This window comes from Phytomonospora sp. NPDC050363 (genome assembly GCF_040655735.1).
Taxonomy (GTDB): domain Bacteria; phylum Actinomycetota; class Actinomycetes; order Mycobacteriales; family Micromonosporaceae; genus Phytomonospora.
Genome location: NZ_JBFAKK010000005.1, coordinates 487,354 through 499,480 on the forward strand (window position 1 = coordinate 487,354; position 12,127 = coordinate 499,480).

A 12,127-nucleotide genomic window follows, 5' to 3' on the forward strand; every position below is an offset into this window, starting at 1 on the left:
CCATGGATGTGCTCTTTCCGGAAACCGCAGCCAACCGCCCGAAAACCGACGCCGCGCGCCCTGACCCGGGTCTCGCCGACCTGAACGAGGCCCAGCGCGCCGCCGTCCTCCATGAGGGCACCCCGCTGCTCATCGTGGCCGGCGCCGGGTCGGGGAAGACGCGCGTCCTCACCCAGCGCATCGCGCATCTGCTGTCCCATCGCAAGGTGCATCCCGGTGAGATCCTCGCGATCACCTTCACCAACAAGGCCGCCGCGGAGATGCGCGAGCGGGTGACCGAGCTGGTCGGCCGCCGCGCCCGGATGATGTGGGTCAGCACCTTCCACTCGGCCTGCGTGCGCATCCTTCGCGCCGAGGCCGAGACGCTCGGGCTGAAGTCGTCGTTCACCATCTACGACGCCGACGACGCCCGCCGCATCATGCAGATGGTCATCGCCGAACTCGATCTGGACCCCAAGCGCAACTCACCGCGCTGGCTGGCCGCCGAGGTCTCGAACCTCAAGAACGAGCTCGTCGACTCCGAGACGGCGCTGGCGCGTGCCGACACGCCCAAGGAGAAGACGGTCGCGGAGGCCTACAAGCTCTACGAGGAGCGGCTGCGCACCGCGCAGGCCCTCGACTTCGACGACCTCATCGGCCACACCGTGCACCTGCTGTCGGCGTTCCCGCTGGTCGCCGAGAAGTACCGGCGCCGGTTCCGGCACGTCCTCATCGACGAGTACCAGGACACCAACCACGCGCAGTACCGCCTGGTCCGCGAGTTGGTGGGTCCCGCCGACGGGGACATCCCGCCGGCCGAGCTGTGCGTCGTCGGTGACGCCGACCAGTCGATCTACGCCTTCCGGGGCGCCACGATCCGCAACATCCTGGAGTTCGAGCGCGACTACCCCGACGCGCGCACGATCCTGCTGGAGCAGAACTACCGCTCCACGCAGACGATCCTCTCGGCGGCCAACGCGGTCATCGACCGCAACAACGGCCGCAAGCCCAAGCGCCTGTGGACCGACCAGGGCGACGGCGAGCAGATCGTCGGCTACGTGGCCGACACGGAGCACGAAGAAGCCGAGTGGATCGTCAAGCAGATCGACCGGCTCACCGACGACGAGGACGTCCGCCCCGCCGACGTGGCCGTGTTCTACCGGACCAACGCGCAGTCGCGGGTGTTCGAGCAGCGGTTCATGAGCGCGGGGATGCCCTACAAGGTCGTCGGCGGAGTGCGCTTCTACGAGCGCAAAGAGGTCCGCGACGCCCTCGCCTACCTGCGGCTGGTCTCCAACGGCGACGACACCGTCAGCGCCCGGCGGGTCGTGAACGTGCCCAAGCGGGGTGTCGGGGACCGCGCGATCGAGGCCATCGACGCCTTCGGGCAGCGCGAGCGGATCTCCTTCGGCGCGGCGCTGTGGCGGGTCGGGGAGGCGGTCGGTGTGACCGCGCGCGCGGCGAACAGCGTCCGGAAGTTCACCGCCCTGATCGACGAGGCCCGCGCGATCGCCGAGTCGGAGGGGCCCGAGGTCGTCCTTGAGCACATCCTGGCCGGCAGCGGCTACCTCGCCGAGCTGGAGTCGACCGGTGACCCGCAGGACGAGGGCCGGGTCGAGAACCTCCAGGAGCTGGTCAGCGCCGCCCGCGAGTACACCGAGCGGGTCCTCGGCGAGTCCGGTGCCGAGGAGGGCGAGGACGGCGAGGAGAGCGGTGAGGAGAGCGGTGAGGAGCGGCCGACCCTCGGCGGTTTCCTGGAGCAGGTGGCGCTGGTCGCCGACTCCGACCAGATTCCCGACGATGACGACACCGACGGCGTCGTCACCCTCATGACGCTGCACACGGCGAAGGGGCTGGAGTTTCCCGTCGTGTTCCTCACGGGCATGGAGGACGGGGTCTTCCCCCACCAGCGCTCCACCAAGGAGGAGGAGCTGGAGGAGGAGCGGCGGCTGGCCTACGTCGGCATCACGCGCGCCAGGCGGCGGCTGTACCTGAGCCGCGCGGTGACGCGCAGCGCCTGGGGGCAGCCGCAGTACAACCCGCCGAGCCGGTTCCTCGAAGAGGTTCCCGACGCGCTGCTCGCGTGGGAGAAGACGGACGCGGCGCCCTCGCGCATGGTGCGGTCGAGCGGTGTGCGTCATCCCGAGTCCTCGCTGGCGGCCAAGCTCGGCCTCGGCGGCGTCGGCCTGACCTCGGCGAGCAATCTTCGCGGCGGCGCCGACGTGCCCGTCCTCGTGCCGGGGGACAGGGTCACGCACGACAAGTTCGGGCTCGGGCGCGTCACGCAGGTCGAGGGCTCCGGCGCGCGGACGCGGGCGGAGATCGACTTCGGCGACCAGAAGCGGTGGCTGGTGGTGCGGCACGCGCCGGTGCAGAAGTTGTAGGGAGGGGCGTCGGTCGATGCGGCACCGTGCAGGTCGCCCGCGCCCGGCACCTCGGCCCCACGCTGCCGGCACCTCCTGCGGGCCCACCCGAGATGGGCGTCGACGTTCGGCGCGACTCCCGGGCGGCTCACGATCACCAGCCCGGTTCTGAGCCGCCGCGGTCGCCTTGTTGTGAGCGCCGGGCTCAAGAAGCCGGCAACGGCACCCCCACCTCCGACACCGTGAACGGAGCCTTCGCGGTGCCCTCCCGTCGTGCCCCGAACTGCGAGTTCACCAGCAGCAACCTCCCGCCGACGTACGCCACCGTCGTCGGCGTGTCCGCGACCGTCCGCTCCCAGCGCCCCGCCAGCACACCGCTGCGCCCGTCGTCGGCGAGGTGCAGCGCCGTCAGCCAGTACCGGGCGGAGCCGTCGGGCTCGTCGGTGTTGTCGCAGACGTAGAGCACGTCGTCGACCCACACCATGCCGTCGCCGTTGACGGGGACCCCGCCGAGGTCGACGCGGGCGGCGGCGCGAGTGGCGGGGTCGAGGCGCCAGAGTTCGCCGGTGCCCTGGGCGGCGGCGTACAGGCCGGTGCCGTCGCGGGTGGGGACGATGCCGTTGAGGTAGGCGTCGCCGGGATCGTGCGGGGTGAGGTCGAAGTACTCCTCGGCGGGTCCGACGGAGTCGGGCGCCAGCGCGAAACGCCACACGACCGGCCGCAGCGAGTCGGTCACGTAGGCGTGGCCGTCGAGGACGCACACGTCGTTGAGCAGCGTCGGTTCGGCGCCGACGGGTCTGCGCGCGGCGAGCGCGCCCGTCGCCAGGTCGTAGGCGAACAGGACGCCGCTCTTTCCCCCGCAGACGAGCAGCCGTCCGTGAGGGTCGACGGTCATGCCCAGGGCGCTGTCGCGTCCGTCCGACCCCGCCGGCCCCCACACGGTGAGGTCCCCGCCGCCCAGCTCGCCGCGGAAGATCGTGCCGTCGGCCGAGCCGGAGACGAAGAAGCCGCGCCCGTCGGGGGCCTCGGTGACGCCTTCGGGGAACACCGCTTCGCCGGGGATGACGTATCGCATCGCCGCACCTCGCTTTCGCTTGTGCGGCAATGGAACCCGGCGCAAATCACGATCAGGTCGCGGGTCCGGCGCCGAGTTCTCCGGCCAGGTAGTGCTGGAGGCAGGGGCCAACGACGGCGGCGAGCCGCTCGGCGTCGAGCGAGGCGATCGGCTCGGTCTTGAGGATGTACCGGGTCAGTGAGATCCCGGCCAGGTGCGCCCCGCACAGACTCGCCCGCAGGGGCGCCTCGCCGGCGTTGACGCGGCCGGTCAGCGGGGTGAGCAGTGCGTCGGTGACGAAGCTCTTGAGCACTTCGGCGGCCGCCTCGGAGGTCGCCGCCGCCCGCAGGACCGCCGACATCCGCGCCGAGGTCTCGGGCGACTCCCACGCGTCCAGGTAGTGCCGGATCAGGCGCGCGCCGAGTTCGTCGTCGGGGGCGTCGACGAACTTCGCGATCTGCCGCAGGGGGTTGGCGCCGGTCTCCAGGACGGCTTTGAACAGGCCGTCCTTGCTGCCGAAGAAGTGCACGACGAGCGCCGGGTCGACCTCGGCGGCGCGCGCGATGCCGCGCATGGTGGCGCCGTCGTAGCCGCGGTCGAGGAAGGCGTCGGTCGCCGCCTCCAGGATCGCCTCGCGGGTGCCGGACTCGCCGGGGCGCCGGCCCGCCGTGGACTTGCGGGTCTTGGTCACTGCGGGGTCCTTCGCTCGTCGGTACCGATCATGGTGCCAGGCGGTGGCGGGGTGGCGTCGTTCACAAGTCCTATTCAACACCGTGGAATTGAGCTAATTTCAACAGCGTTGAACTCAACACGTGATGAACTCCTGGAAGGCCAGCCATGAGAGACCTCCGGAAACCCGCCGGAATCCTGCTCGCCGTCGCCCTGCTCACCGCCCTGTTCGCCGGCTCCTTCATCGGCGCCCTGCACAAGCCCGCGCCCCACGACGTGCCCATCGCCGTCGTCGCCCCCGAACAAGCCGTCGGCCGGATCCAGACCGCCGTCGACACCAAAGCCGACGGCGCCTTCGACCTGCGCCCCTACGACACCGAAGCCGAGGCCCGCGACGCGCTCGCCGACCGCGACGTCGACGCCGTCCTCATCCCCGGCCCCGACGGCCACACCCTGCTCACCGCCGGCGCCTCCGGCCTGGCCGGCGCGACCATCATCACCAAGGTCTTCACCGCCGCCGCCCAGGCGCAGGGCACGACCCTCGCCGTCACCGACGCCCACCCGCTGTCGGCCGAGGACCCCTCGGGCTCGGCGATGTTCTTCTACCTCATGTCGGTGCTCGTCCCGTCCCTCGGCGGCGCGCTCATGCTCGCCGTCGGCACGAAACTGCGCCGCTTCGGCATGCTCACCGCCCTCACCGGCGTCGCCCTCGTCGTCGCGGCCGTCGCGGTCTCCGTCGCCGACGCCGCCACCGGCGTCCTCCCCGACTCGACCCTGCGGCTCTTCGCGGTCTCCGTGCTCGCCTCGGCCTCGATAGCCTTCCCCGTCGCCGGACTCGCCCGGCTGGGCGGCGCGGCCGCGGGCGGACTCGCCGGGCTGCTGTTCTTCCCCATCGGGATCCCGTCGTCCGGCGGGCCGGTCGGGCCGCGCTACATCGCCGAGTGGTACGGGGCCGTCGGGTCGGTCCTGCCGCCCGGAGCCACCCTCGAAGCCGTCCGCAACGCCGTCTACTTCGACGGCGCCGCGCTCACCGGCCCGACGCTCGTCCTGGGCTGCTGGATCGCCGCCGGCCTGCTCATGCTGGTGATCCCGAAGCGCGCGAAGAAGCCGGCGCCGACAACTCCCGCGACTGAGACGCCCGTCGCCGTCCACGCCTGACATCCCACTCCTCGGTACGTCGCGGAGCCGTACTTGACGGTTTCGCGACGTGCTGTGGCATACTCGGCGACGTGACCAACGCGCGATTTTACTTTTACTACGGCACCGGGGTACCGGCAGTCGTAGGTCGCGCGTAACCATCTGACCAACGACCCCGGGCCTCCAGAGCCCGGGGATTCGTCGTCTCTGGGCCCTGCCGGACTCCCTTCTTAGGAGCCGACGATGACCGCAAGCACAGAGATCCCCGTCGATATCGACTCGCTCCGCGAGCGCATCGACACCATCGACACCGAACTCATCCGCCTCTGGCAGGAGCGATCAAGCCTGTCCCAGGAGGTCGGCAAAGCGCGCATGGCCTCCGGTGGCACCCGGCTCGTCCTCGACCGCGAGCGCGAGATCCTCGCTCGTTTCCGCGAGGCGCTGGGGGCCGACGGGACGCAGGTCGCGCTGCTGCTGCTGCGTTCGGGTCGCGGGCCGCTGTAGGCGGCTCAGCCGTAGAACGCCAGGGCCGGGCGCGTCAGGAGGCCGCCGACGGTGACGGCCGCGATCAGGAAACCGATCCCGGTCTTGCGCAGGCGGCCGAGGAGCGCCAGGACCCCGATGAGCAGCGGGCCGGCGGTCGCCGTGCCGATGCACCACAGGGCGAGGCGTTCGTAGGGGCCGTCGAAGAACGAGACGCTGAAGGCCATGTAGGCCAGGCCTAAGGCGGTGAGGAACCACAGCAGGGTCGCCAGCGCCGTGGCGGTCTTGAGCCTCGGCGAGGGAAGAGGTCGGGCACGCATGTACTCATGGTGAGGCATGCGAGGCGGTGATGGGGGGCGCGTTTTCGGCGCCCCCGTCGGCCGTCAGCCCTCGCGCCATTTGATGCCGCAGCCCATGGCCGGGTAATGGGGCTCTGGAACGGCTTCGCCTTTGAGGACGTGCGCGATGGCATTGCGGAGGTGCTCGCCGGTGACGGGCTTGCCGTTGCCGGGGGTCGAGTCGTCGAAGGCGCCCCGGTAGGCGAGGGTGAGGTCGGGTCCGTAGAGGAAGAAGTCCGGCGTGCAGGCGGCGTTGTAGGCGCGGCCGACTTCCTGCGTGGCGTCGATCAGGTACGGGATCGGCCACTTCGCGCGGATTACCTGCTCGCGGAGCTTGTCGGGCGCGTCGTCGGGGTAGGCCTCGGCGTCGTTGGTGCACACGGCGACGGCCGGGAGGGTGCTGTACTCGGTGAGGACCTCGCCGAGAGCGGTCTCGATGTGCTTGACGTAGGGGCAGTGGTTGCAGCTGAAGACGACGAGCAGGCCGGGGCCGCCGGCGTAGTCGGCTTTCGTGCGCAGGATGTCGTCCAGGTCGGGGAGCGAGAAGTCGGGCGCGGGGGTGCCGAGGGGGACCATCTGGGAGTTGAGGGCCATGGGGGAGAGCCTTTCGTCCGGGGTCTCAGGCGAGCTTATCGCCGGGCATGGGTTCACCGGCGGCGGATCGAAGCACCGAGCTTCGGCAAATCGAAAGATCTACCCTCGTCAAATCCATAGTCAAGCGCTCGGCAAATCTAAACTGACTGCTAGGGTCGGATCATGCGTCGAGCGACTGACTACCTGCCCAGGAGGGCCGCGGGGCTCGTTGAAGACGCCCTGGAGGACACCCGTGTCGTCGTGATCAACGGCGCAAGGCAGACCGGAAAGAGCACGCTCGCCGAAGTGTGCCTCCGAGGCCGCCCGAACAGCCTCAAGCGCTACCTGGACGACCCGACCACTCGTGCGGCGGCCAAGGACGATCCAGTCGATTTCGTCCGGCACGACGGCTCCATGCTCATCGACGAGGTGCAGCGGGTTCCCGACCTGTGGCTCGCGATCAAACATCTGGTCGACCGCGAGCCGCAGCCGGGAAGGTTCCTGCTGACCGGGTCGGCCAGGCTCCTCGCACTGCGAGAACTCCCGGACTCACTTCCGGGACGTTCGGAGACCATCGAGCTCTGGCCCTTGTCGCAAGGCGAGATCGACGGGACCGCCGACGACTTCGTCGACGCTGCCTTCGCGAGGGGAGCCGAGTTGCGAGTCCCGGCCCCGGAGTGGCGCCGCAAGGACTACATGGAGCGGATGATGCGCGGCGGATACCCGGAAGCCGTGCGCAGGGAGGCGCCACGCAGGCGGGAGCGGTTCTTCGACGGGTACATCGGCGACATCATCACCAGAGACGTGCGACAGGTGGCCGACATCCAGCGGGTATCGGACATGCGCCGACTCATTTCGCTGCTCGCCGCGCAGACCGGGGGACTGCTCAAGGTCGACCGGCTCGCCGGCGACCTCGCTGTCACCGCTCCGACGGTTCGCCACTACATCGAGATCCTTGAGACGATCTTCCTGGTTCGGCGTGTGCCGGCCTGGACGGCGAACGCCACCGGCCGTGCGATTGCCACGCCCAAGCTGATCTTCACCGACTCCGGCCTCGCGAACTATCTCGTCGCCGGTGCCGTCGGTGACGCGCCGGTCGGCGGGCTCATGGAGAACTTCGTTCTCGGTGAACTCGCCAGGCAGCTCACCTGGGCTCGTGCCTCCGTTCGGTTGTTCCACTATCGCGACCGGGATCAGTACGAAGTGGACGCCGTCCTGGAGGACAACGCGGGCCAAGTCGTGGGAGTCGAGGTCAAGGCCGCCGAGACCGTGCGGTCAGACGACTTCCGTGGGCTTCGGCTGCTCCAAAGACGCCTCGGTGACCGCTTCCGGGCGGGCTTCGTCCTGTACTGCGGTGAGGAGCAACTCCCATTCGGAGAGGGCTTGGCGTGCCTCCCGATTTCGGCGCTCTGGACAAGTCGGCTCGACGGCGGCGCGGCACTTTCCTGAGCGCCGCGACCGTGGACAGTCGGACCGGCAAACGCGGCGGGCCCTTTGCGGCGTCAGACGCGGCCTGTCTCGTGGGCCCACATGGCGACCTCGACGCGGTTACGGGCGCCGAGTTTTCGCATGAGGCTGGCGAGGTGGGCTTTGACGGTGCTCTGGGTGATGTAGAGCTCGCCGGCGATCTCGTTATTGGTGCGGCCCTGGGCCACGGTCACGAGGACTTCCTCCTCGCGGGCGGTGAGCCGTTCCATCGGCTGCCTCGGTGGTGAGGTCTGCGCGTGGGCGAACGCCGCGAGCAGCCGGACCGTCACGCTGGGGGCGATCAGTGCGTTTCCGTCGGCGGCGGCGTGGATGGCCTGGGTCAGCAGGGCGGGGCCGGCGTCCTTGAGCAGGAACCCGCGGGCGCCGGCTTTGAGCGCCCCGTGGACATACTCGTCGAGGTCGAAGGTGGTGATGACCACGATCGGCAGGGGGTCGGTGACGTCGGGGCCGGCGAGGCGTCGGGTGGCTTCGATGCCGTCCATCAGCGGCATTCGGATGTCGAACAGGCCGACGTCGGGGCGCAACCGGAGCGCCAGGCGGACCGCCTCGCGCCCGTCGGAGGCCGCGCCGACCACTTCGATGTCGGGCTGGGCGTCGAGCAGCATCGTCAGTCCGGTGCGCACGATGTGCTGATCGTCGGCGATGAGCACCCTGATGCTCATCGTGGCGTCCCAGCTCGGGGCAGGACCGCCTCCACCCGCCAGCCCCGCTCGGCGGCGGGGCCCGCGTGGAAGGTGCCGCCGAGCAGTGAGGCGCGTTCCCGCATGCCCACCAGGCCGTAGCCGGCTGGGGCGCGGCCGCCGGTGGCGGAGCCGTCGTCGTCGATGGTCAGCCGTACCTGATCGGCGTCGCCTGTGACGGCGACGGTGACCCGGGTCGCGTGGCGGGCGTGCCGTCGAGCGTTGGTGATGGATTCCTGGGCCAGGCGGTAGATCGCGGCCCCGACCGCCGGGCTGAGGTCGTCGAACTCGCCGGAAAGCGTCACGTCGACGCAGGGACGCGTCCGGCCGTCGGTGGCGAGCCGCTCGACCTCGGCCACGCCGGGCTGCGGCGCGAGCCCGGTGACCTGTGGGGCGCGCAGGACGCCGACGATGGCGCGCAGCTCGGTGAGGGTGCGGGTCGCCGCGTCCTCGATGGCGGCCAGGGCCTCGATGGCACGCTCGGGGTGGGAGGCCGCGACGGCACGTCCCGCCTGGGCCTGGATGGCGATGCCCGAGACGTGGTGGGCGACGGTGTCGTGGAGTTCGCGAGCGAGCAGTTCGCGTTCGCGGGCCCTTGCCTGGTCGATGTCGCGGACGCGGACCTTCGCGCGATAGCGGATCGCGGCGCCGAGCGTGGCGGCGAACAGGAAGAACGCGTACCCGGCGACCGTCTCGGCCACGCTGCTCGATTCGGCGACGCAGGTGACGGCCAGCCAGAGCAGGATGACGCCGAGGCCGCTCGCGGCTTCCCGGCCGGAGCCCCACCGGAACAGGGCGTAGGCAATGACCAGGGTGGCTGAGACACCCGTGGGCAGCGCGCCCTGCGAGTCGGTGAGGACTCGGACGACGTCGACCGCCGTCACCGTGCCGAAAGCCACCGCGGCCGTGGCGAGCGGGTGCGCACGTCGCCACGGAAGGGGAACGACGACCGCGAGAGCGGCGATGAGCAGCAGCGGGAGCGGCGCCATGTCCTCGCGGAGCAACGCTTCCAGCACGGACCCGCAGATCAGTACCGCGACCAGGGCCCAGTCCCGCGGCCCCTGGTCCGGGGCATTCGTGGGTCGGGGTTCGGCCCACAGCGAGCGGAATGCGTTGGTGGCCATCCGATCAGCCTAGGTAGCCCGCGTGCTCGGCGTATCCGCCCAAAGTACAAGAGCTCGGGTGTGCCGTTGGCCAGGTCGAGTCAGGCTCCGGGGCCAATGTGCCCGCCGCCGGCATCCGTGAAGGTGGAAGCACTCACCCAATCAAGGCAAGGAGCATCGTGATGCGAACGCCTCAGTCCCACACCGCACCAGACCGTCCGCCGGCCCAGAGCACGCTGGAAGATCCGCGCATGCCCGTGAAGGCCAAGCTCGCAGCGGCATGGACGAGCTTCATGTTCCTCTACATCTACGTCGACTACCTCGCCCTGTACAAGCCCGGCTTCCTGGACGGCCTCCTGGCCGGCGTCGTCCACGAGTTCGACACCGGCCCGACGTTTGTCGCCATCGCGCTCACGCTGATGGCCGTCCCGATCCTCATGATCCTGCTCTCGATGACACTGCCCGCCCGTGTCAACCGCATCGTCAACCTCGTCGTCGCGACGCTCTACATCCCAGTGACGGTGTTCAACGCGGCAGGGGAGTCCTGGACCTACTCGTACTTCTACGGTCTCTCCATCGGACTCGAGGTGCTGCTCCTGGCCTTCATCCTGCGCGCCGCCTGGACCTGGCCACGTCGCACGGCGTCGCCGTGACTGCGGCGGCCGGCTCGACAGCGAGCCGCGCCGTCCCCTCCCGCCCGTAGAGCTCGTCGAGGCCGAGGAGGTGGACGTCGTCGCGTTCGGCGCTGCTGCGGCGAAGCTCGTCGCTGAACCCGGCGGCGCTGAAACACGCCAGAGCGCACCTCGCGGTCTCCATGCCCCGGTCGGCGAGCAGTGTCCTGGCACGTTCGAGCCTCTCCAGGTGGCGGGCGCCCATCACGGTGCCCCACTTGGCCTCCCCGACGAGCAGGACGCCCTGTTTCGCGCCTCCCGACCCTGCCTCGGTCACCGCGACGTCGACCTGGATCTGCTGTCGTGCCACCGGGTCGACGACCACTCCGCCGCCGACCTCCCCGAGTTCTCCACCGAAGAGGGACCGTCCCGGCCCGAGAACGTACTCGCGGCACAGGGCTTCGAAGTGCGGTCCGGCGACCTGGGCGGCGAAGGTCTCGGCGGACCGGGCCCACACGCCGGCGGCGTCACCGTCTTCGAGTCGGGCCCACGCCGGCCGCATGACGGCCTCGTAGAAGGTGATCAGCGGCTCGGTGATCCGGTACTGCGACTTGCCCGCCCGGAACAGGTCGCGCTCACGGGTCAGGAGGTGGCTGTCCTCCAGGACGTGGAGGTGGTGGGAGATGTCGACCGCTTTGCGGCCGATGAAGTTGGCGATGCCCCCGCGAGTGGAGTTGCCGTCGGCGATGGCGGCGAGGACCGAGTGGTAGAGGGCGGTGTCGCGGATGTCGGCTTCCTCGGCCAGCAGATAGCGGGCCTCCCTGAACAGGGGACTGAGCGGCGACAGGACGTTGCGGCACAGCCAGTCGTCGAAGTCGTCGAAGGACTGGGGGGTGTCGTCGGCGAGGAACTGTCGCCGGTAGGCGGGCGTGCCGCCGAGGGTGGCGTGCAGTCGGGCGGCGAGCGCGGGCTGGTCGGCCACGTCCCAGAACTCGGCGGCCGCCCGGTAGCCGAACGGCCGGACGATCAGCTCCAGCTGCGCACGTCCCCGCAGCGGCGCCGACCCGGCGAGCAGTCCGCCCATGACCGACATCGCCGAGCCGCACAGCAGCAGCCGCATCCGGCTCTCCGCGGACTGGAAGCGGTCGATCTCCCGCTGGATCAGCGAGGGCAGCTCCGGAGTGGTCTTCGCGAGGTAGGGAAACTCGTCGATGACCATCAGGGCAGGGGCGTCGCCGCGCTCGGGGGCGGCCAGCCCGAACATGTAGGTGATCGCGTCGTCCCAGGTGGCGAAGGAGAACGCGACCGGGGAGTTCACGTGGTCGGCGAGTGCCGCGCCGAACTGGCGCAGCGACTCACCGGTGGTGGCGGCCGTCGCGCTGAAGTAGAAGCCGCCCAGTCGTTCGACGAGTGCGCGCAGCAGGTAGGTCTTGCCCATGCGCCGCCTGCCGCTGACGATGCCGAGCATCGCGTGCGGCGACGTGCGCCCGGCGAAGGTGGACAGGCCCTGCCACTCGGTGTCGCGTCCGAAGACGCGGTCCGGCTTCTCGGGAAGGGAGCGGCGCGCGGTCACGGGAAGCCCTCGTTTCCTTAGGAGTGCATTACTAAGAAGCGTACTCCTATCAAGCCGAAAGGCCGGGACCCGGGCC

12 protein-coding genes are annotated in these 12,127 nt (G+C 70.3%); 5 read left to right on the forward strand and 7 right to left on the reverse strand.

Annotated features, from left to right (window positions below; all coding sequences use genetic code 11):
* Window positions 1-2: 2 nt before the first annotated feature.
* Window positions 3-2,363: a DNA helicase PcrA gene (pcrA, locus tag AB0I28_RS16805; protein ID WP_357494085.1), complete on the forward strand. Its 2,361-nt coding sequence runs from the start codon at window positions 3-5 to the stop codon at window positions 2,361-2,363.
* Window positions 2,364-2,547: 184 nt separating this feature from the next.
* On the opposite strand, the gene AB0I28_RS16810 is transcribed toward pcrA, so the two are convergent.
* Window positions 2,548-3,417 (reverse strand): hypothetical protein, encoded by an 870-nt coding sequence (locus tag AB0I28_RS16810; RefSeq protein WP_357494087.1) that lies wholly within the window; start codon window positions 3,415-3,417, stop codon window positions 2,548-2,550.
* Between the two features lie 52 nt (window positions 3,418-3,469).
* Window positions 3,470-4,087 (reverse strand): TetR family transcriptional regulator, encoded by a 618-nt coding sequence (locus tag AB0I28_RS16815; protein ID WP_357494089.1) that lies wholly within the window; start codon window positions 4,085-4,087, stop codon window positions 3,470-3,472.
* Window positions 4,088-4,233: 146 nt separating this feature from the next.
* Here AB0I28_RS16815 and AB0I28_RS16820 point away from each other — a divergent pair, with 146 nt between their 5' ends.
* Window positions 4,234-5,223 (forward strand): hypothetical protein, encoded by a 990-nt coding sequence (locus AB0I28_RS16820; RefSeq protein ID WP_357494091.1) that lies wholly within the window; start codon window positions 4,234-4,236, stop codon window positions 5,221-5,223.
* A gap of 222 nt (window positions 5,224-5,445) precedes the next feature.
* Complete coding sequence (locus AB0I28_RS16825; protein WP_357494093.1) at window positions 5,446-5,706, forward strand: chorismate mutase; 261 nt, start codon at window positions 5,446-5,448, stop codon at window positions 5,704-5,706.
* Window positions 5,707-5,711: 5 nt separating this feature from the next.
* Here the strand turns inward: AB0I28_RS16825 and AB0I28_RS16830 are convergent, their stop codons facing one another.
* Both AB0I28_RS16830 and AB0I28_RS16835 read right to left on the reverse strand, forming a co-directional pair.
* On the reverse strand, window positions 5,712-6,005 hold the full coding sequence (locus AB0I28_RS16830) for a hypothetical protein (RefSeq protein WP_357494095.1): 294 nt from the start codon (window positions 6,003-6,005) through the stop codon (window positions 5,712-5,714).
* 63 nt (window positions 6,006-6,068) lie between these two features.
* Window positions 6,069-6,617 (reverse strand): thioredoxin family protein, encoded by a 549-nt coding sequence (locus tag AB0I28_RS16835; protein WP_357494097.1) that lies wholly within the window; start codon window positions 6,615-6,617, stop codon window positions 6,069-6,071.
* A gap of 162 nt (window positions 6,618-6,779) precedes the next feature.
* On the opposite strand from AB0I28_RS16835, the gene AB0I28_RS16840 reads away from it, so the two are divergent.
* Complete coding sequence (locus AB0I28_RS16840) at window positions 6,780-8,045, forward strand: ATP-binding protein (RefSeq protein ID WP_357494099.1); 1,266 nt, start codon at window positions 6,780-6,782, stop codon at window positions 8,043-8,045.
* 53 nt (window positions 8,046-8,098) lie between these two features.
* Here AB0I28_RS16840 and AB0I28_RS16845 read toward each other — a convergent pair whose 3' ends face one another.
* Complete coding sequence (locus tag AB0I28_RS16845; RefSeq protein ID WP_357494101.1) at window positions 8,099-8,746, reverse strand: response regulator transcription factor; 648 nt, start codon at window positions 8,744-8,746, stop codon at window positions 8,099-8,101.
* Complete coding sequence (locus AB0I28_RS16850; protein WP_357494103.1) at window positions 8,743-9,888, reverse strand: sensor histidine kinase; 1,146 nt, start codon at window positions 9,886-9,888, stop codon at window positions 8,743-8,745. Before AB0I28_RS16850 ends, AB0I28_RS16845 begins: the two co-directional genes overlap by 4 nt.
* 230 nt (window positions 9,889-10,118) lie before the next feature.
* On the opposite strand from AB0I28_RS16850, the gene AB0I28_RS16855 reads away from it, so the two are divergent.
* Entirely contained in the window at window positions 10,119-10,520 is a 402-nt protein-coding gene (locus AB0I28_RS16855) for a DUF6326 family protein (RefSeq protein ID WP_357494105.1), read from the forward strand.
* On the opposite strand, the gene AB0I28_RS16860 is transcribed toward AB0I28_RS16855, so the two are convergent.
* The gene (locus AB0I28_RS16860) at window positions 10,471-12,051 is read right to left on the reverse strand and encodes an ATP-binding protein (RefSeq protein WP_357494107.1); all 1,581 of its coding nucleotides are present in this window, start codon (window positions 12,049-12,051) and stop codon (window positions 10,471-10,473) included. The genes AB0I28_RS16855 and AB0I28_RS16860 overlap by 50 nt on opposite strands.
* Window positions 12,052-12,127 lie beyond the last annotated feature (76 nt).